The following is a 21,215-nucleotide window of genomic DNA, read 5'->3' on the forward strand; positions in this document are numbered from 1 at the left end:
TTTAGAAACAAATGATAGGAGGACTATAAATATGGGTATGACCATGACTCAGAAGATTTTAGCTGCTCATGCAGGACTGCCATCAGTTGAAGCAGGACAGCTTATCGAGGCAGATTTGGATTTAGTATTAGGAAATGACGTAACAACTCCGGTCGCAATTCACGAGATGGAGAAGTTCAACAAGAAGGAAGTATTTGACAAGAAGAAGATAGCACTTGTCATGGATCACTTCACACCTAACAAGGATATCAAGAGTGCAGAGCACTGTAAGTGTGTAAGACAGTTCTCAGCGGCAAATGAGATCGAGAACTATTTCGATGTCGGAGCAATGGGTATCGAGCATGCGCTCCTTCCGGAGAAAGGACTTATCGTGGCTGGTGAGACATGTATCGGAGCAGACTCACATACATGTACATACGGAGCACTCGGTGCATTCTCAACAGGTGTCGGAAGTACAGATATGGCAGCAGGAATGGTGACAGGCAAGGCCTGGTTCAAGGTTCCATCAGCCATCAAGTTCAACATCGTTGGAGAGAAGGCAAAGTGGATCAGTGGTAAGGACGTCATCCTTCACATCATCGGTATGATCGGTGTTGACGGTGCGCTTTATAAGTCTATGGAGTTTGTTGGAGAGGGTATCAAGAACCTCACAATGGACGATAGATTTACAATTGCGAACATGGCCATCGAGGCAGGTGCCAAGAATGGTATCTTCCCTGTCGATGAGCTTACAGAGGAGTACATGAAGGAGCACAGCACAAAGTCATATACAAAGTATGAGGCAGACGAGGATGCTGTATACGATGCAGAGTACACCATCGACCTGTCACAGCTTAAGCCGACAGTTGCTTTCCCTCATCTCCCAGAGAATACAAAGACTATCGATGAGGTCGGTGACATCAAGATCGATCAGGTAGTCATCGGTTCATGTACAAATGGACGTATCTCAGATATGAGAATTGCAGCAGATATCATCAAGGGAAGAAAGGTTGCTGACGGTGTCAGAGTTATCGTCATCCCTGGAACACAGGATATCTACCTTCAGTGTATTGAGGAAGGCCTCATGACTATATTTGTCAAGGCTGGAGCAGTGGTTTCAACTCCTACATGCGGCCCATGTCTTGGAGGACATATGGGTGTTATGGCAGCGGGAGAGAGAGCTGTATCAACAACCAACCGTAACTTCGTAGGACGTATGGGTCACGTAGACTCAGAGGTGTATCTTGCCAGTCCTGCTGTTGCAGCAGCTTCAGCTATCACAGGTAAGATCAGCAGTCCTGATGAACTTGGATTATAAAAGAGATAAAGGAGATAGACTATGAAAGCACATGGAACAGTACACAAATACGGTGACAACGTAGATACAGATGTAATCATCCCTGCAAGATACCTGAATTCATCAGACCCTGCAGAGCTCGCAAAGAGCTGTATGGAAGATATAGATAAGGATTTCGTAAAGCGCGTAAAGCCGGGCGATATCATGGTGGCAAGAAAGAACTTCGGCTGTGGATCTTCAAGAGAGCATGCACCTATAGCCATCAAGGCTTCAGGAATAAGCTGCGTAATCGCAGAGACATTTGCCAGAATCTTCTATAGGAATGCCATCAATATCGGACTTCCGATCATCGAGTGCCCTGAGGCAGCAGAGGCTATCCAGGCAGGCGATGACGTGGAGATCGATTTCGACAGCGGTATGATCTATGACAGAACCCAGGGAACAGAATTTAAGGGACAGGCATTCCCTCCATTCATGCAGGAGATCATCAAGAGTGAGGGACTCATCAACTATATCAATAATAAAAATAAATAGAGTATGAGCATGTTTTGCCAGAGTGAAGATATATCATGAAAGGCAAAACAGGAAGGAGACAAAAATGCAGTGTAATTTAGCCGTAATAAAAGGTGACGGTATCGGCCCTGAGGTAGTTACAGAGGCTATGAAGGTACTTGACACAGTAGGAGAGAAGTTCGGACACACATTTGACTATGAGCAGATTCTCATGGGCGGATGTTCAATAGACGCAACTGGTGTGCCTCTCACAGACGAGGCTGTGGCAGTTGCAAAGTCAAAGGATGCTGTTCTCCTCGGTTCGATCGGAGGAAATACATCCACATCACCATGGTACAAGCTCCCTCCAAATCTCCGCCCGGAGGCAGGACTGTTAAAGATCAGAAAAGAGCTTGGCCTCTTCGCCAATCTTCGTCCTGCAAATCTTTATGATGAACTGAAGGAGGCATGTCCACTTAAGGCTGAGATCGCAGAGCGCGGATTTGATATGATGATGATGAGAGAGCTCACCGGTGGTCTCTACTTCGGCGAGAGACACACAGAGGAGGTTGACGGAGTTATGACAGCCGTTGATACCCTCACATACAACGAGAACGAGATCAGAAGAATAGCCATCAAGGCATTTGACATAGCTATGAAGAGAAGAAAGAAAGTCACATCCGTAGACAAGGCAAATGTACTTGATTCTTCAAGACTCTGGAGAAAGGTCGTTGAGGAAGTGGCAAAGGATTATCCAGAAGTTGAGCTTGAGCACATGCTCGTAGACAACTGCGCAATGCAGCTTGTGAAGGATCCTGCACAGTTCGATGTGGTTCTCACAGAGAACATGTTCGGAGACATCCTCTCAGACGAGGCATCCATGATCTCAGGTTCTATCGGAATGCTTTCATCAGCATCACTTAACGAGACAAAGTTCGGTATGTATGAGCCATCAGGCGGATCGGCACCTGACATAGCAGGCCAGAACAAGGCGAATCCGATAGCAACCATCCTGTCGGCGGCAATGATGCTCAGATACACATTTGACCTTGACAAAGAGGCAGATGCGGTTGAGAACGCTGTAAAGCAGGTACTCAAGGACGGATACAGAACAATAGATATCCACTCAGAGGGAACACAGCTCGTAAGCTGCTCCGAGATGGGTGATCTTGTCTGCGAGAGGATCTAACGACCAACAAGATATACCACAAGCGGACATACGTGAGAGAGCGCTCCGCGGTGGTAGACTGAAGATTATGTATATAAAAATATAAAATGTAGAAAATTGTAAAAGAATTTGACATTCACAGCGAGTGGTTCCGTAATATACAGAAAAGCAGAGTGTGTTTCAGATATACCACAAGCGGACATTTGAGCCCGCCGGTACTTGGCGATACGAAGTGAGCCTTAGTACCGCTGCAGGGCGAAACGAGCGGGAGCGCTCCGCGGTGGTATACTGAACACACGTTGCTTGTTCGGTACTAGAATCCACTCGCGTGATGGGAAAGGAAAAAAAGATGAAGAGTGATAATGTTAGGGTTGGAATGCAGCAGGCACCACACAGATCTCTGTTCAACGCACTGGGCATGACCAAGGAAGAGATGGAGAGACCTTTAGTAGGTATCGTATGTTCATACAACGAGATAGTTCCAGGTCACATGAACCTGGACAAGATAGCACAGGCAGTAAAGATGGGAGTTGCCATGGCAGGTGGTACACCTGTTATGTTCCCGGCGATCGCTGTGTGTGATGGTATAGCAATGGGACACATCGGAATGAAGTATTCACTGGTTACAAGAGATCTGATCGCAGACTCAACAGAGGCTATGGCTATAGCACATCAGTTTGACGCGCTCGTCATGATCCCTAACTGTGACAAGAACGTTCCAGGACTTCTCATGGCAGCAGCCAGAGTAAATGTCCCAACAGTATTTGTATCTGGCGGCCCTATGCTTGCCGGACACGTAAAGGGAAATAAGACAAGTCTTTCAAGTATGTTCGAGGCTGTAGGTTCATACGCAGCCGGAACCATGACTGAGGAGGATGTATACGAGTATGAGTGCAAGACATGTCCTACATGCGGATCATGTTCAGGTATGTACACAGCAAACTCTATGAACTGTCTGACAGAGGCTCTTGGAATGGGACTTCCTGGAAATGGAACAATCCCTGCAGTATATTCAGAGAGACTTAAGCTTGCAAAGCATGCAGGAATGGCAGTTATGGATATGTACAGAAAGGGCATCAAGCCTAGAGACATCATCACAAAGGAGTCAATCATCAACGCTCTTACAGTTGATATGGCACTTGGATGTTCAACCAACTCTATGCTCCACCTTCCAGCCATCGCACATGAGATCGGTTTCGACTTTGATATCTCATTTGCAAATGAGATCAGCGCAAAGACACCTAACCTGTGTCACCTTGCTCCTGCAGGCCACACATACATGGAGGATCTCAATGAGGCCGGTGGTGTGTATGCGGTTATCAAGCAGCTTGCAGATGCAGGACTCATCAACAAGGACTGCATGACAGTTACAGGCAAGACAATAGGAGAGGCTGTTGCCAATAGTGTAAACAAGAATCCTGAGGTCATCAGACCTATGGACAATCCATATACAGTTACAGGTGGTCTGGCTGTACTCAAGGGTAACCTTGCACCAGACGGCTCTGTAGTAAAGCGTTCAGCAGTTGTGCCTGAGATGCTGGCTCACAAGGGCCCTGCAAGGGTATTTGACTGTGAGGAGGACGCAATCGCAGCTATCAAGGGCGGCAAGATCGTAGAGGGTGACGTGGTAGTCATCAGATACGAGGGACCAAAGGGAGGCCCTGGTATGAGAGAGATGCTCAACCCTACATCAGCCATCGCTGGTATGGGACTTGGCTCATCAGTTGCCCTTATCACAGACGGAAGATTCTCAGGAGCAAGCCGTGGAGCGTCCATCGGACATGTATCACCTGAAGCTGCTGTGGGCGGACCTATCGCTCTTGTTGAGGAAGGCGATATGATCGAGATCGATATCAACAACCTCAGCATCAAGCTCGATGTCTCAGACGAGGAGCTTGCAAAGAGAAAGGCTGCATGGAAGCCAAGACAGCCAAAGGTTACAACAGGCTATCTTGCAAGATACGCAGCTATGGTTACATCAGGCAACAGAGGTGCTGTTCTTGAGGTGCCAAAGAATTAATTGATCACAATTAAGGGAAAAGGAGAAAGTAAGATGTCAAAGATATCAGGTTCTGAAATTGTTATAGAGTGCCTTAAAGAACAGGGCGTTGACACCGTGTTCGGTTATCCGGGAGGAACTATCCTCAACGTATATGATGCCCTCTACAAGCACCAGGATGAGATCAACCATGTGCTCACATCACATGAGCAGGGGGCTGCCCATGCGGCAGATGGATATGCCAGAGCTACAGGCAAGGTCGGAGTATGTATGGCCACATCAGGTCCGGGTGCCACCAACCTTGTAACAGGTATAGCTACAGCATACATGGATTCCATTCCTGTTGTGGCAATAACAGCAAATGTAGGTGTAAATATGCTTGGTAAGGACAGCTTCCAGGAGGTAGACATTGCAGGTGTCGTTATGCCTATCACCAAGCACAGCTTTATCGTGAAGCACATAGATGATCTTGCACCGACCATCAGACGTGCGTTCAAGATCGCAAAGAGCGGCAGACCTGGCCCGGTGCTTGTGGATATAACAAAGGATGTAACCGCAGCGGAGACAGAGTATATACCAGAGACACCGGAGGTCATCGAGAGAAAGACAGACACCATCCGCGAGGAGGATGTGAACAAAGTCCTTGAGATGATCAAGGTTTCAAGAAGACCATTTATCATGGCAGGTGGTGGATGTATCATCTCTGACGCATCAGCAGAGCTTGCAGAATTTGCAGATAAGGTGGATGCACCAGTGTGCGATACACTTATGGGCAAGGGCGCATTTGACGGAAGAAGCGAGAGATATACAGGCATGATCGGTATGCACGGAACAAAGGTGTCCAACCTCGGTGTGTCAAGGGCAGATCTTGTGATCGTTGTTGGTGCCAGATTCTCAGACCGAGTTATCGGAAATGCATCCAAGTTCGCGCCAAATGCAAAGATCATACATATAGATATAGATGCAGCTGAGATAGACAAGAACATCCCTACAAATGCCAGCATAGTCGGCGACGCAAAGGAGGTCCTGAAGCTCCTCAACAGCAAGCTTGCCGCCCAGTCCAACAAGACATGGATGTCTGAGATCGAAGACCTCAAGAAGCAGAATCCTGACGTGTACAGCTTTGACACACTGAACGGACCTGCAGCTATCAAGAAAATCTACGAGCTTACAGAGGGTGATGCGATCATCACAACAGATGTCGGACAGCATCAGATGTGGGCAGCCCAGAACTATACATTCAAGGAGCCTAGGACATTCCTGTCATCAGGCGGACTTGGAACCATGGGTTACGGTGTTGGCGCAGCTATCGGAGCAAAGTACGGCAGACCTGATAAGACAGTCATCAACATAGCCGGTGACGGATGCTTCAGAATGAATCTGAACGAGATAGCAACAGCTGCGAGATACAACGTGCCTATCATCCAGGTAGTCCTGAACAACCACGTACTTGGAATGGTAAGACAGTGGCAGACACTGTTCTATGACCACAGATATTCCAACACCGTGCTTGACGATTCGGTAGATTTCGTCAAGGTAGCAGAGGGACTTGGTGCCATGGGAATCAGAGCCAACACCCTTGATGAGTTCGAGGCAGCAATGAAGACAGCCCTGACAGCAGGCAGACCTGTGGTAATAGATGTAACAATAGCGGGAGACGACAAGGTATGGCCAATGGTAGCTCCGGGAGCAGCCATCGACACCTGTTTCTCAGAGGACGATATGTAATATATACGCCGGCACAAGATGAAAAGACACCATATTTGTGTGCATACATACATAAATATGGTGCCTTTATATATAATCCCCACTTGCCGACAGGCGAAAAGAGTGCTATAGTACAGGGATATAAGCGACAAACAAGTTTATTCACTTGAAAATATAAGATTTTAAGACAAAAAACTTGACAATCGCAAGCGGGATACACCAAAAGAACAAATATAAGTCAGAATTTTCACATAAATGGGAACGAAGGACATTTTTGTTAAGTAAAATATCTCGCACACATTTAATTAAGTCACAACAGATGATTTTGCCTTGAGCGAAGAACAAGATTGGAAATTGCTGTATTCCTTTCGCAGGGCATTTGAGGTCGCCGGTACTTGGCGATACAAAGTGAGCCTTAGTACCGCTGCAGACCGAAACGAGCGAGAGCGTCCCCAGAAAGGAATACAAGTATTGACAATCTGTTCGTCAGGAAGGAAAAATCATCGTCACAACTAAAAAGAAGGAGAGATAACAAAAATGGCAAGAGTGTACAACTTTTCAGCAGGCCCTTCAGTTCTTCCTGAGGTGGTATTAAAAGAGGCAGCAGAAGAAATGCTTGATTACAAGGGAACAGGCATGAGCGTAATGGAGATGAGCCATCGATCTAAGGCCTTCGACAATATCATCAAAGAGGCAGAGAAGGATCTCAGAGATCTCATGAACATACCTGACAACTACAAGGTGCTTTTCCTTCAGGGAGGAGCTTCTCAGCAGTTCGCAGCAATTCCAATGAATCTCATGAAGAATGGCGTAGCTGACTACATCATCACAGGTCAGTGGGCAAAGAAAGCATACGAAGAAGCAAAGAAATATGGAAAGGCAGTTGCAGTTGCATCATCAGCAGACAAGACTTTCTCATATATCCCAGATTGTTCAGATCTTCCAATAGATGACGATGCTGATTATGTATACATTTGTCATAACAACACTATATATGGAACAACATACCACACACTTCCTAACACAAAGGGCAAGATACTTGTTGCAGATATGTCATCAGACATTCTCTCACAGCCTGTAAATGTTGAGGATTACGGTATGATCTACTTCGGAGTTCAGAAGAACGTTGGTCCTGCAGGCGTAGTAGTGGCTATCATCCGTGAGGATCTTATCAGAGATGACGTAATGCCATTTACACCAACCATGCTCAAGTACAAGACTCAGGCAGATGCAGACTCACTCTACAACACACCTCCATGCTACGGCATCTATATCTGTGGCAAGGTATTCAAGTGGGTTAAGGAGATGGGCGGCCTTGAGGCTATGAAGGCTCACAACGAGAAAAAGGCCAAGATCCTCTATGATTTCCTCGACAGCTCAGAGTTCTTCAAGGGAACTGTAGTAAAGGAAGACCGTTCACTCATGAACGTACCATTTGTAACTGGTGACGCAGACCTTGATGCAAAGTTCGTCAAGGAGGCTACAGAGGCTGGATTTGTCAACCTCAAGGGTCACAGAACAGTAGGTGGTATGAGAGCATCTATCTACAACGCAATGCCTATCGAGGGTGTTGAGAAGCTTGTAGAGTTCATGAAGAAGTTCGAGGCAGAGAACAAGTAATATATAGTAATAGAAAAGGGAGAAAAAGACATGTCAGTAAAGATTAATTGCTTAAACCCTATCGCCAAGTGCGGTATGGAGCTTTTACCTGATACATATGAAGTAACAGACAATTTCGCAGATGCAGATGCAGTTCTGGTCAGAAGTGCATCCATGCATGATCTTGAGCTGTCAGACAACCTTCTGGCAGTAGCCCGTGCAGGTGCAGGTGTCAACAACATTCCACTTGATAAGTGCGCTGAGAAGGGTATCGTAGTATTTAACACACCAGGAGCAAATGCAAATGGTGTTAAGGAGCTTGTAGTAGCAGCACTCCTCATGGCTTCAAGAGATCTCGTTGGCGGTTACAACTGGGTCAAGGACAATGCCGCTGAGGCAGATATCGCCAAGATGGTGGAGAAGCAGAAGAAGAACTACGCAGGCAATGAGATCCTTGGCAAGAAGCTCGGTGTAATCGGACTTGGTGCCATTGGAGCAAAGGTTGCAAATGTTGCGCTTAAGCTCGGCATGCAGGTATACGGATATGATCCATATGTGTCAGTAGATGCAGCATGGGGACTTTCAAAGGATGTAAAGCACATCACAAATGTAGAGGATATCTACAGAGACTGTGATTATATAACAGTTCATGTTCCAGCTCTTGACAGCACAAAGGGAATGATCAATGCAGATGCATTTGCACTGATGAAGGACGGCGTGAAGATCCTCAACTTCGCAAGAGACGTACTGGTCAACGATGAGGATATGAAGGCGGCACTCGACTCAGGCAAGGTTGCAAAGTATATGACAGACTTCCCTAACCCAGCTATAGCAGGTTACAAGAACGTGGTAGCATTCCCACATCTTGGAGCTTCAACAGCAGAGTCAGAGGACAATTGTGCAGTTATGGCTTGTAAGGAGATCAAGGCATACATCAACGATGGAAACATCAAGAACTCTGTAAACTATCCAAACGTAAACATGGGACAGTGCAGTGATGTAGCCAGAGTTACTATCTGCCACAAGAACATCCCTAACATGCTCACCCAGTTCACAGGAGTATTCTCCAAGAAGGGCGGCAATGTATCAGGAATGATCAGCAAGGCAAAGGGCGATTACGCATATTCTATCCTTGATATCGGTGTAGAGCCAACAGCAGACGACATCGCAGAACTCTCAGCAATCGAGGGAGTTGTTAAGGTAAGAGTCATAAAGTAATAAAAGATAAATAGGAGAGAAGAAAAATGAGTGACAAGTTAAAGGTAGGTATCCTTGGCGCAACAGGTATGGTAGGTCAGAGATTTATCTCACTTCTTGAGAACCATCCTTGGTTCGAGGTCGTTACAGTTGCAGCCAGCCCAAGAAGCGCAGGCAAGACATACGAAGAGGCAGTTGGTGACAGATGGAAGATGGATACACCGATGCCAGAGGCAGTTAAGAAGCTTGTAGTATACAATGTCAATGAGGTAGAGAAGGTTGCTGCCACAGTTGATTTTGTATTCTCAGCAGTAGATATGACAAAGGATGAGATCAAGGCTATAGAGGAGGCTTATGCCAAGACAGAGACTCCTGTAGTTTCAAACAACTCAGCTCACAGATGGACTCCTGATGTTCCTATGATGGTTCCAGAGATCAATGCAGACCATGCAGAGGTTATCGAGTTCCAGAAGAAGAGACTTGGAACAGAGAGAGGATTTGTTGCAGTTAAGCCTAACTGCTCAATCCAGAGTTACGCACCTGTACTTACAGCATGGATGCCATTTGAGCCATACGAGGTTATCGTAAGCACATATCAGGCAATCTCAGGAGCAGGTAAGACATTCAAGGATTGGCCTGAGATGCTTGGCAACATCATCCCATATATCGGTGGTGAGGAAGAGAAGTCAGAGAAGGAGCCACTCAGAATCTGGGGTAAGGTAGACAAGGAGAATGGTGTGATCGTTCCTGCAGAGGGAATCACTATCACAAGCCAGTGTATCAGAGTCCCAGTTCTCAACGGACATACAGCAACTGTATTCGTAAAGTTCAGAAAGAACCCTACGAAGGAGCAGCTTATCGAGGCTATGACAAGCTTCAAGGGCGCGCCTCAGGAGCTTGGTCTTCCAAGTGCACCAAAGCAGTTTATCCAGTACCTTGAGGAGGACAACAGACCACAGGTTGCTCTGGACGTTGACTTCGAGAAAGGTATGGGTATCAGCGTTGGACGTCTCCGTGAGGATTCAGTATATGACTGGAAGTTCGTTGGCCTTTCACACAACACTGTAAGAGGTGCTGCAGGTGGTGCAGTTCTCTGTGCAGAGCTTCTGAAGGCTAAGGGATATATCACAAAGAAGTAATAAATTATATGGATATTTGAAGTGTCTGTGCTAACAATATCATAAAGATTTGCCGGGATAATGTTGCTGCTATGAATTGAACATGTTCCGGCAATTTTTTTGTTTTGCATGGCGTTATATTATGCAGTATTATTGATAACATTATGTTGACATTGCACAAACAGGTATACTAAAATTAGATTAATTGTAAATAAACCATGAATTACTAAGGGAGGTATTTTATGAGAAAAGGGAAGAGATGGCTGGCAGCGGCTGTGAGTGCAGCGATGATTGTCCAGTCACTGGCCAGTGTTGGCCCGGTTTATGCAGCGGATGATGGCGTATCCATAGCTGACACGTTTACGGATTCGTCGTTTAGAAGCTATGTGTCGAGTAATTTCGATACAGACAGTAATGGTTATCTGTCAGATGCGGAGATCTCGAATGTAACATCTATAGATGTTTCGAAGTGTTCTCCTGCTATATCAAGTTTGAATGGCGTAGAATTGTTCACCAATCTGTCAAAGCTGGATTGTAATGAGCAGTCTATAAGGAATCTTGATATAGAGAATCTTGAGAATCTTGAATATATAGATGTCTCAAGTAACAGAATAGACAGTCTGACATTGCCGGTAAGTGCAGAGAAACTTACATATCTTGATATAAGTGGAAACAAGATCACAAGCCTTACATCTCTGGCTGATTACAATAATCTTGTACTGCTCAATGCCAATTCAACAAACCTTTCATCGATAGATGTCAGCAATATGAAGGGGCTTAAGGTGCTTGGCGTAAGTGGAACCATCATATCAACACTTGATCTTGGCTCAAACATGGAGCTTACAACACTTTATTGTGACAGCATGCGTTCACTGCCTGTCCTTGATGTGTCAGGTCATGAGAAGCTTAAGAATCTTTATTGTGCTGGAGCAAAGAGCGACAGTGGAGTTGTTGTTCGTTCGTCAATTACCAAGCTTGACGTATCCGGTGATATAGTCCTTGGTTCGCTTGATTGTTCAAATAGCTATGTGGCTGAGCTGAACATAGACAATACCCCGGCGCTTACAACACTTGATTGTTCTAACACGAGACTTACATCAATAGATGTGTCAAAGAACACAAGTCTTAGCTACCTTGATGTCAGCAGCAATGTTCTGGGTGCGGTGGATTTTACTGCGAATACAGCACTTAGAGAGCTTTATGTCAAGGATACTGGCATAAATAAGCTTGATGTATCTACTCTCACCAATCTGGTTAATCTTGACGCATCATCAAATTCTCTTGCAGAGCTTGATATAGTATCAAACAGTTTATTGGAGAAGCTTTATATTTCAGACAATAATATCCAGGGTATAAAGCTTGATGGTCATCCTGACCTGAAAGAACTTGAGATTGACAACAACAATCTTGTGGCCATAGATATATCAGTGTGTCCTAAACTTTATGGCGATGATGGTGTGTTCAGTTGCAGTGGGAATAGCAGGGATATAACACTTGATACTACGAACTATGATTATGATTTTAGCGATTTTTCAAAAGACTATGGTTTGCATAAGGCGTGGTATGACTATGAACTTCCTGTTGCTGTAGATAACAACGGCAAGCCTTTAACAGATGATAATGGGGTTGAAATTCATAAACGAAACAAGAATACTACAGGATACGCAGGAATACAGGGCATAGATGCCAGCAATGAGGCGTCATCCGTGACCGGAGGACAGCTTGATGGATATATATTTACAGCGGAGCCGGATGCGGAGAAGATTACATACAATTACTATACAGGAGCAGGAATGGGGAAGGTCAAGTTCACACTCAACATTCTTAACCCGCTCAAGGTCACAGTATGGTATACAACTGATGGAAATGTTGTAAAGTCAGACAGTTCTACACTCAGCTTCAGAGTTGGTGATACGACTACACTTACAGCTACGGATGACGAAAAGAATCCACACAAGAACATAACATGGAGTTCGTCAAATGAAAGAGTTGCACAGATAGACAGGGAGACAGGAGAACTGACCTGTGTTTCGGCGGGAACAGCTCAGATTAACATTCTGCTGAATGATCGTGCTATAGGATATGTGAATATGGAGTGTCACAAGCCTGTTACCGGACTTTATCTTGTAGATCAGAACGAGAAGGATGATGCAGGCAACCAGATAACATACGAGAATGGCGCAGTCATCAACATGGACTGTGGAACATATCCAAGAAATGGCTCTAAGAAGCTGGATGTAAAGTGTGTTACCGAGGATGGTCTTGCGTCCAAAGAGATATCAGGATTCACTTGTAAGGTTACTGATGCGGATGGCAAAGAAAACAATAAGGTTTTGTCGTTTAATACATCAAGTAAGACTATAACAACAAGAGGTGCAGGAATCGCATTCCTTCATTTTACATCAACTGATAATCCTGATGTAGAGACAGTAATTCAGGTAAATGTTGAACAGAGAGTAAACAGCGTGACACTTTCACAGTCTAGAATGACGATCATTGCAGGTGGAAGCAGTAATCTCGTTGCTACGGTTTCTCCAAATACTGCAGTGGAGCAGAGCGTTGTATGGTCATCATCAAATGAGAGCATTGCTACGGTCGATGCCGAGGGAAATGTGAAGGCAGTCAATCCGGGAGAAGCTGATATCATATGTACATCTGTTGATACTGAGCAGGTGTACGGCAAGTGTCATGTGACTGTACAGCCGCCTGTAAAAGGTTTGACTCTCAATATGAACAGTGCAGAATTGCTGCTCGGAGCAGATACGGAAAGCAGAACAGTATCACTTGAGGCTGTTATCGATGCGGATGATGCAAGTATTTACAAGAATTTGAAGTGGACATCGTCAGATACAAACGTTGCTTCGGTGTCATATAGTTCAACAGATAAGACAAAGGCTACAGTTACTGCCAGATCAGCAGGAACTGCTGTTATCAGATTTTCAATTTCAGATGATGAGTATGCGGATTGCAACATTACAGTAAAGCAGAGAGTTACAAGCCTTAGAATAAACAGAGACAAGACAACAATATATGCTGGTGATACACTGCAGGTAACAAGCACTGCATCCCCTGCAACTGCATCGAATCAGGAAGTCATCTGGACATCATCAGATGAAAATGTTGCAACTATAGACCAGGATGGTCTCATAACTGCACTCGAAAGAGGACAGACAACAATCACTGCAACAGCAGTGGATGGAAGTGAGAAGACCAATTCGTTCACACTTACAGTAAAGAGGTATGTTGGTTCGATAGATTTAGACAAAGAAAGCCTTACTCTGTATGTAGGACAGAGAGATACTGTTAAGCAGACCGTACTTCCAGAAGATGCAAATGACAGAAATGTTATATGGCAGTCAAGTGATCCGGGTGTTGCAACAGTATCAAACGGAACAATAACAGGTGTTAAAGCCGGAACAACAACAATAACATGTACTGCAAGAGATGGAAGTGGAGTATCAAAAACATGTGAAGTTACAGTAGTCCAGCAGATATCATCAATAGTATTGGGTGAGAGCACTAAGACTGTGAATGTAGGTGATAAGTTTACCCCGAATGTGACTCTCAATCCGGAGAATGCTTCAAAAACAGAGCTGAAGTGGACAAGCTCGAGTGAAGCAGTAGCATCTGTAGATCAGAATGGAGAGGTAACAGCAAAATCCCGTGGTACAGCGACAATCACATGCGAGGCTGTCGAAGGCATTGAAGGAAGAAAGGCCAAGGCAGCTCTCAGACTTACAGTTAACCAGCCGGTTACAGGAATAAAACTTAATCAGACAAAACTGAATCTGTTTGTGGGTAAACAGGGCAGAATAACATCGACTGTAGCTCCTGCTAACGCAAATAACAGAAATGTTGAGTGGACAACTTCTAACAGCAAGGTAGCAACAGTAAACAATGGTACGATCAAAGCAGTATCAAAGGGAACAGCAGTTATCACATGTAAGGCTAAGGATGGAAGCGGCAAGCTTGCAAAGTGTACTGTTACGGTTTCACAGCCTGTAACATCCATCAAGCTCAATGCAACAAACAAGACTATCAAGAAGGGTGCTACATTCACACTCAAGGCAACTGTAGGTCCTGCAGCGGCAAACAATAAGGCGGTTACATGGTCATCATCGAACACCAAGGTTGCAACAGTTTCGTCAACAGGAGTTGTCAAGGCTGTTGGAAAGGGTTCGGCAGTTATCACATGTAAATCAAAGGACGGAAGCAATATTACTGCCAAGTGTACAATCAATTCAGTTATTATGGTTTCTTCGATCAAGTTAAACAAGAAGACAGCAACCATAAAGAGAAAGGGAAAGATAACACTCAGGGCAACAGTAGGTCCTGCAACTGCAAACAACAAGGCAGTTATCTGGGTTTCTTCAAATAAGAAGATAGCTACCGTAACAACAAGTGGAACAGTAGTAGGTAAGAAGAAGGGCCGTGTGGTAATTAAATGTAAGGCTAAGGATGGCAGTGGTAAGTACGCAAAGTGTACAATCATAGTAAAATAAAATATAACAACATATAGTTGGAATATATGATCTTAATCGTCAGGCCTGCAAAACAGGTCTGACGGTTTTTTACGTATATTGTTCTTTGCTGTTCTTTATTTTTATTTAACGTTAAAAAATGTTGTAAGCAAATAGCAATTGTGATAAACTATTAGAAAAATTGATTTCATTTACATGGAGGCATTTATAGATATGAAGAAGCTTATTTTAGTTACATCACCACCAGCATGTGGAAAGACATTTATTTCAAAGCAGGTTGCAAAGGCACTTCACAATTGTGTATACCTTGACAAGGATACACTTATCGTGCTTTCAAAGCAGATATTTGTAGTTGCCGGACAGGAGTACAACCGTTCATCAGATTTCTTCCAGAAGGAGATCAGAGATTACGAGTATTACTGTGTGCTGGATCTTGCATTTGAGGCATTGGATTACAATGATACAGTTCTCATCAATGCTCCGTTTACAGAGGAGATCAGAGATGATGAGTATCTTGACAATCTTCGCGCTAAGCTTGCAGAGAAAGATGCAGAGCTCTTCGTTATCTGGGTAAATACAAGAAAAGATGTATGTCATGAGAGAATGATCAAGAGAGCTTCAGACAGGGATACATGGAAGCTTGAGCACTGGGATGAGTACATCAACAGCCAGAACTTCAATCCGCCTACAAACATCAAGGATCTCTTCATTTTCGAGAACTCATCAGAGGAGGAATATGAGGATTCGATCAAGAAGGTTGTCAAGGCTGTAAGAGGTTAATTGGCACATACAATAAAATATTTATGACAGGAGTAGAGAATATGGCAACAATCAGAAGTTTTAGAGCCTATAGACCGAGACCAGATGTTGCAGGCAGAGTAGCTGCCTTGCCATACGATGTGTATAACCGTCAGGAAGCAGAGATAGAGGTCAAGCGCGAACCATTATCATTTTTGAAAGTGGACAGAGCAGAGACATCCTTTGGACCAGATGTGGATACATATGCTCCATGTGTATATGATAAGGCTGGTCAGCTGCTTCAGGGCATGATAGATGATGGAACATATATCATGGAGCGCAGACCAGTCTATTATATTTATGAGCTTATCATGGATGGCCGGCATCAGACAGGACTCGTGGCATGTTCTTCTATAGATGACTATATGAATGGAGTCATCAAGAAGCATGAGAATACCAGAGAGGACAAGGAGATAGACAGAATAAAGCATGTCGAGGCATGCGGAGCGCAGACGGGACCTATATTCCTTGCGTACAGAGCGATAGATAAGGTTGACGAGATCATCGATAGAGTGAAGAAGGGTGATAAGTTGTACGGCTTCACATCACCTGACGGGATCACTCACAACGTATGGATAATAGATGGCCAGGAAGATATAGACACCATCAGAGCTGCATTTGAAGGAGTGGACGATATCTATATAGCGGATGGACACCACAGGGCGGCATCGGCCGTCAAGGCGGGAATCCATATGAGAGAGAAGAATCCGGGATATACCGGGGATGAGGAATTCAATTATTTCCTCTCTGTACTTTTCCCTCATGACCAGCTTATGATCATGCCGTACAACAGAGTGGTAAAGGATCTCAACGGACATGACAAGCAGGAATTCATGGATGAGGTTTCAAAGATATTTGATGTGACAGCCAGTGATGTTCCGGTGGAACCACAGGTCAAAGGACAGGTGGGAATGTACATGGATGGAAGCTGGTACAGACTGGATGTCAGAGAAGGTATTGTTCCGGATGATGTCGTGGGCAGACTTGACGTATCGGTACTTCAGGATAATGTGCTTGCACCGATACTTGGAATACAGGATCCGAGAACTGATCAGAGGATCATGTTCGTAGGTGGAATCAGAGGACTTGCAGAGCTTGAGCGTCTGGTGGATGGAGGAATGGCGGTTGCATTCTCGATGTATCCGACATCCATCACTGAACTGTTCGACATTGCAGATGCGGGACTTCTCATGCCTCCAAAGTCAACGTGGTTTGAGCCAAAGCTCAGAAGCGGAATATTTATACACAAGATAGACTAACATTAGGAGAAGGGGTTTTATGGAGATATTTGTATTGAAATCAGATGAGGTTGCAGCGATAACAAGGGGTACGCATGGCAACCCTCATCATATTCTTGGTATGCACCAGTGTCTTAATGACTGCTATGTAAATGCATACCTTCCGAGGGCTACGGCTGCGTTTGTTCTCAGGATAAATGAAGAAACGGGCGAGCCGATATTAAAATATCCTATGACCGAGATAGGTTCACAGGGATTTTTTACAGTGAAGATCGAGGATAGCGGGGCATTTGCATATAAGCTCATAACAGAAGGCGAGCAGGCGGCTGAATTCTATGATCCGTATTCATTCGGATACAGCGTGGATCCGGTCAATGTCATGAAGGTGGTAAATGGAGACGATGGAATATTGTCGGATTTCCATGTAAAGGATCTGTTTGGAGCAAGACAGATCACGCTCGATGGTGTACAGGGTGTATCGTTCTGCATGAATATGCCGGGGGCAACCAGGGTCAGTGTGGTCGGAGATTTCAATGGATGGGATGGACGCGTGAATCCTATGAGAAGGATTGACTACACTGATATGTTTGAGCTGTTCATTCCGGGCGATCTCATGAATACCAGATACAAATTCGAGGCATTATACAGAGATGGAAATACAGATATATTTGCAGACCCTTACGCTGAGGTTTATGAGGTGGCACCGGGAAATGCGTCGGTACTTGCAAAGCTTGAGTATAGCTGGTCAGACTCTTCATATATGAAGAAGAGAGGCAGTGTATCTGCCCCGGTAAATATATATGAGGTCCACATGCCGACATGGAAGAGAAACTCAGATGGATATCCTCTTAACTATCTCGAATTTGGCAAAGAGGCTGCCATGTACGTGAAGAATATGGGATACAACTACATACAGTTTATGCCACTTATGGAATATAGAGATGACAATGGCTGGGGTTATGATACCGTGGGAATGTTCGCTCCGACATCGAGATTTGGATCACCTACGGAGTTCATGGCCATGGTCGATCATTTCCACAGCAAGGGAATAGGCGTTATCATGGATATGGTATCTGTGAGGGATGTAGATTGTATCTCATATTGGATAGATACATATCATCTGGACGGAGTAAGGCTGGAGGATGAGGAGCTTATAAGAGCGCTGAGAACAAACCTCGGTACTGCAGGTGATGATGTTATGACAGATCTCAGGTGGAATAATGAGGCTGTGTCCAGAGTGACAGATTTCATGATGATACCTCCTGTGAACAGAGGAAGCTTTACGGATTATACATGTGGTATACCATTTGATGAGAAGGATGATACCGTATGGGCGCTCAGCCATGATGAGGTTGCATATGAGCGTGGAAGTTACGCATCCAAGATGTCGGGTGGCTATGAGGACAAGTATGCTGATCTCAGACTTCTGTTTGGTCTCACCATGTCACTACCGGGAAGAAAGCTGACGTTTATGGGACAGGAATTAGGCGGATTTGCCGGGTTTGACGGAAGAACCCAGATCGACTGGTCGGTTCTTGAGTTCGATGCAAACAGCTATTTTCAGAAATATATAAAGGAACTCAACAAATTATACGATACAAAGAATGCTCTGTGCGGTGATGGCAGGGACCTTGCCGGCAGTGCACTTGATATACAGGAGAAGGGACAGGTAATATCATTTGTAAGACATGGTTTGGATGTCGCAGATGATGTGTATATTGTCTGCAACTTCGGACTTAAAAATGTGACAGGATATAAGCTTCCGGTTGAGACGGATGGAAAGTACAGAGAGATCTTCTCAAGTGATAACCTGAAATACGGAGGCGAGGGCAACAATAACAAAGGATATGAGATTGCTGCGGATGGCGTGATAGAAGTGAGTGCTCCTGCACTGTCATTTGCAGTGTTTGCCCATGTAAAATAGGAGGAATAGACATTTATGCTATTGATTGGTGATCTGTATAACATGGCGGCTGATACTGCGACCACAGAGAGTGTGGTCGGGGATGCTGTGAAGGAGGCAACGGATCAGGTGAGCATCATAGGACAATATATCCAGAAGCTTACAGACTGGTGCATGTCCAAGCTGGGCAGTATAGTAGTGGCGGTCATATTCATGGTTGTCTGCTTCAAGCTGGTGAAACTTCTGCTCAAGATACTCAGGAAGAGCTTCGAGAGATCAAAGCTTGATCCGAGTGTTGCAGGATTTTTCATATCGGCGGTCAAGATCGTCATGAATGTTTTGATCGTGCTCACTGCGGCGAGTATCGTGGGATTTCAGATCACATCATTCATAACCATACTCGGTACAGCAGGCGTTACCCTTGGACTTGCACTCCAGGGAAGTCTGTCAAATCTTGCGGGCGGGCTGCTGATACTCATACTGAAGCCATTCAGGGTCGGAGATTATATAGTGGAGAACAATACCCACTGTGAGGGAACAGTAGTGTCCATAGATATATTCTATACAAGACTTATAACCCTCGACAACAAATCAGTCGTCATACCGAATGGTAACATATCCAATACATCCCTTGTGAATGTGACTGAGCACGATATGAGGAGAGTGGAGATACCATTTTCCGTTGCGTATGACTCCGATATGGAGAAGGTCAAGAGAGTCACACTTGAGACCATAAAGGATGTTGACGGTTTCCTTAAGGATGAGCAGGTTCTCTTCTATATAGATGAATTTGCTGACAGCGGTATCAATATGTATGTGAAGTTCTATGCGACGATAGAGAAGTTTTTCGATGCCAAGTGGGATGCCATGTGGAAGCTCAAGAAGGCATTTGATGAGAACGGCATAGAGATTCCGTTCAATCAGGTGGATGTGCACATGAGACAATAGTTCATTAACACACATAAAATGCTTGATTTCTTGCAAAAATAAAGGCAATCGAGTATAATCATGTGGATGTAGGTATCAAAGACTGTGTATTTACTGCACAGTCTTAATATAAATTTGTTTAAGGAGTGATTGATATGACAAAGATTGATATTATCTCAGGCTTCCTTGGGGCCGGTAAGACAACGTTGATCAAGAAACTTATTGAGCAGGCATTTAAGGGCGAGAAGCTGGTTCTCATAGAGAACGAGTTTGGTGAGATAGGAATCGATGGCGGTTTCCTGAAGGATGCCGGCGTTCAGATCACAGAGATGAACTCAGGTTGTATCTGTTGTTCACTGGTCGGAGATTTTGGTACTGCACTCAAGCAGGTTATCACAGATTACACGCCTGACAGGATCATCATTGAGCCGTCAGGAGTTGGTAAGCTGTCTGATGTTATCAAGGCAGTAAAGGATGTATCAGGCAATCTTGATGTTGAGCTCGACAGCTACACAACAGTTGCCGATGTGTCAAAGGTTAAGATTTATATGAAGAACTTTGGCGAGTTCTTCAACAACCAGATCGAGAGTGCCAACACTATCATCCTGAGCAGAACACAGACAACCACACAGGATAAGATCGAGAAGGCTGTAGCCATGATCAGAGAGAAGAACGATCATGCAACCATCATCACAACTCCATGGGATGAGATCGATGGAGCAGCCATCAGAGAGGCTATGCAGAACTACAAGTCTCTTGAGGAGACAATGATGGATGAGGCTAAGAAGGGACATGATCATGACCACGACCACGGCGATGAGTGCACATGTGGCTGTCACGACCATGACCATCATCACGACCATGATGACGACCATGAGCATCATCACGACCACGATGAGCACGAGCATCACCACGATCACGACGAGCACGAGCATCACCACGACCACGATCATCATCATGATCACGACCATGGCGATGAGTGTACATGTGGCTGCCATGACCATGATCACCACCATCATCATGCAGATGAGGTATTTACAAGCTGGGGCAAGGAGACACCACACAAGTACAATGAGGACAAGCTCAGAGAGATCCTTGACACTCTGGCTGACACAGAGAAGTACGGTGTTATCCTCAGAGCAAAGGGTATCGTTCCTAGCGATGCAGGTGAGTGGCTGTACTTTGATCTTGTACCAGGCGAGTTCGAGATCAGAAAGGGCAAGGCTGACATCACTGGTAAGCTTTGCGTAATAGGAAGCAAGCTTAAGGAGGACGACCTTGCAGAACTGTTCGAGGTTTAAGCAGGTTGTTC

The 21,215-nt window shown here is 44.9% G+C and carries 14 protein-coding genes; all 14 read left to right on the forward strand.

Annotated elements, in window-relative coordinates; all coding sequences use genetic code 11:
* The first annotated feature begins 31 nt into the window (after positions 1–31).
* The 14 genes from leuC (at position 32) to DW025_RS05555 (ending at position 21,204) form a co-directional block, all read left to right on the forward strand.
* Entirely contained in the window at positions 32–1,297 is a 1,266-nt protein-coding gene (gene leuC, locus DW025_RS05490) for a 3-isopropylmalate dehydratase large subunit (RefSeq protein ID WP_022216079.1), read from the forward strand.
* 21 nt (positions 1,298–1,318) lie between these two features.
* Complete coding sequence (gene leuD / locus DW025_RS05495; protein WP_022216080.1) at positions 1,319–1,810, forward strand: 3-isopropylmalate dehydratase small subunit; 492 nt, start codon at positions 1,319–1,321, stop codon at positions 1,808–1,810.
* A 64-nt stretch (positions 1,811–1,874) separates the two neighbouring features.
* Entirely contained in the window at positions 1,875–2,957 is a 1,083-nt protein-coding gene (leuB, locus tag DW025_RS05500) for a 3-isopropylmalate dehydrogenase (RefSeq protein WP_119999106.1), read from the forward strand.
* Between the two features lie 328 nt (positions 2,958–3,285).
* On the forward strand, positions 3,286–4,956 hold the full coding sequence (gene ilvD / locus DW025_RS05505) for a dihydroxy-acid dehydratase (RefSeq protein WP_015533540.1): 1,671 nt from the start codon (positions 3,286–3,288) through the stop codon (positions 4,954–4,956).
* A 33-nt stretch (positions 4,957–4,989) separates the two neighbouring features.
* A complete protein-coding gene (gene ilvB, locus DW025_RS05510) occupies positions 4,990–6,663 on the forward strand; it encodes a biosynthetic-type acetolactate synthase large subunit (RefSeq protein WP_022216081.1) in 1,674 nt (557 codons plus the stop codon).
* A gap of 516 nt (positions 6,664–7,179) precedes the next feature.
* Positions 7,180–8,262: a 3-phosphoserine/phosphohydroxythreonine transaminase gene (gene serC, locus DW025_RS05515; protein WP_119999108.1), complete on the forward strand. Its 1,083-nt coding sequence runs from the start codon at positions 7,180–7,182 to the stop codon at positions 8,260–8,262.
* A gap of 30 nt (positions 8,263–8,292) precedes the next feature.
* Positions 8,293–9,459, forward strand: a complete 1,167-nt coding sequence (locus DW025_RS05520) for a phosphoglycerate dehydrogenase (RefSeq protein WP_015533538.1) — start codon at positions 8,293–8,295, stop codon at positions 9,457–9,459.
* 26 nt (positions 9,460–9,485) lie between these two features.
* Entirely contained in the window at positions 9,486–10,577 is a 1,092-nt protein-coding gene (gene asd / locus DW025_RS05525; protein WP_015533537.1) for an aspartate-semialdehyde dehydrogenase, read from the forward strand.
* A 221-nt stretch (positions 10,578–10,798) separates the two neighbouring features.
* Entirely contained in the window at positions 10,799–15,058 is a 4,260-nt protein-coding gene (locus tag DW025_RS05530; protein ID WP_119999110.1) for an Ig-like domain-containing protein, read from the forward strand.
* Positions 15,059–15,250: 192 nt separating this feature from the next.
* Positions 15,251–15,817: an AAA family ATPase gene (locus DW025_RS05535; RefSeq protein ID WP_015533536.1), complete on the forward strand. Its 567-nt coding sequence runs from the start codon at positions 15,251–15,253 to the stop codon at positions 15,815–15,817.
* A 41-nt stretch (positions 15,818–15,858) separates the two neighbouring features.
* Positions 15,859–17,094 carry a DUF1015 domain-containing protein gene (locus DW025_RS05540; protein WP_055223949.1) on the forward strand — a complete coding sequence of 412 codons (1,236 nt, stop codon included), beginning with the start codon at positions 15,859–15,861 and terminating at the stop codon, positions 17,092–17,094.
* A gap of 19 nt (positions 17,095–17,113) precedes the next feature.
* A complete protein-coding gene (locus DW025_RS05545; protein ID WP_119999112.1) occupies positions 17,114–18,997 on the forward strand; it encodes a GlgB N-terminal domain-containing protein in 1,884 nt (627 codons plus the stop codon).
* 15 nt (positions 18,998–19,012) lie between these two features.
* Positions 19,013–19,924, forward strand: coding sequence for a mechanosensitive ion channel family protein (locus DW025_RS05550; RefSeq protein WP_117548774.1), 912 nt, complete (start codon positions 19,013–19,015; stop codon positions 19,922–19,924).
* Positions 19,925–20,058: 134 nt separating this feature from the next.
* Positions 20,059–21,204: a CobW family GTP-binding protein gene (locus DW025_RS05555; protein WP_119999114.1), complete on the forward strand. Its 1,146-nt coding sequence runs from the start codon at positions 20,059–20,061 to the stop codon at positions 21,202–21,204.
* Positions 21,205–21,215: the final 11 nt, after the last annotated feature.

It is taken from the genome of Coprococcus sp. AF38-1 (genome assembly GCF_003603945.1).
Classification (GTDB): domain Bacteria; phylum Bacillota; class Clostridia; order Lachnospirales; family Lachnospiraceae; genus Coprococcus; species Coprococcus aceti.

Coding starts and splice junctions, on each gene's coding strand:
- leuB (WP_119999106.1), top strand. CDS start 1,875: ATGCAGTGTAATTTAGCCGTAATAAAAGGTGACGGTATCGGCCCTGAG.
- asd (WP_015533537.1), top strand. CDS start 9,486: ATGAGTGACAAGTTAAAGGTAGGTATCCTTGGCGCAACAGGTATGGTA.
- DW025_RS05550 (WP_117548774.1), top strand. CDS start 19,013: ATGCTATTGATTGGTGATCTGTATAACATGGCGGCTGATACTGCGACC.
- DW025_RS05520 (WP_015533538.1), top strand. CDS start 8,293: ATGTCAGTAAAGATTAATTGCTTAAACCCTATCGCCAAGTGCGGTATG.
- ilvD (WP_015533540.1), top strand. CDS start 3,286: ATGAAGAGTGATAATGTTAGGGTTGGAATGCAGCAGGCACCACACAGA.
- DW025_RS05535 (WP_015533536.1), top strand. CDS start 15,251: ATGAAGAAGCTTATTTTAGTTACATCACCACCAGCATGTGGAAAGACA.
- leuD (WP_022216080.1), top strand. CDS start 1,319: ATGAAAGCACATGGAACAGTACACAAATACGGTGACAACGTAGATACA.
- DW025_RS05555 (WP_119999114.1), top strand. CDS start 20,059: ATGACAAAGATTGATATTATCTCAGGCTTCCTTGGGGCCGGTAAGACA.
- DW025_RS05545 (WP_119999112.1), top strand. CDS start 17,114: ATGGAGATATTTGTATTGAAATCAGATGAGGTTGCAGCGATAACAAGG.
- DW025_RS05540 (WP_055223949.1), top strand. CDS start 15,859: ATGGCAACAATCAGAAGTTTTAGAGCCTATAGACCGAGACCAGATGTT.
- leuC (WP_022216079.1), top strand. CDS start 32: ATGGGTATGACCATGACTCAGAAGATTTTAGCTGCTCATGCAGGACTG.
- serC (WP_119999108.1), top strand. CDS start 7,180: ATGGCAAGAGTGTACAACTTTTCAGCAGGCCCTTCAGTTCTTCCTGAG.
- ilvB (WP_022216081.1), top strand. CDS start 4,990: ATGTCAAAGATATCAGGTTCTGAAATTGTTATAGAGTGCCTTAAAGAA.
- DW025_RS05530 (WP_119999110.1), top strand. CDS start 10,799: ATGAGAAAAGGGAAGAGATGGCTGGCAGCGGCTGTGAGTGCAGCGATG.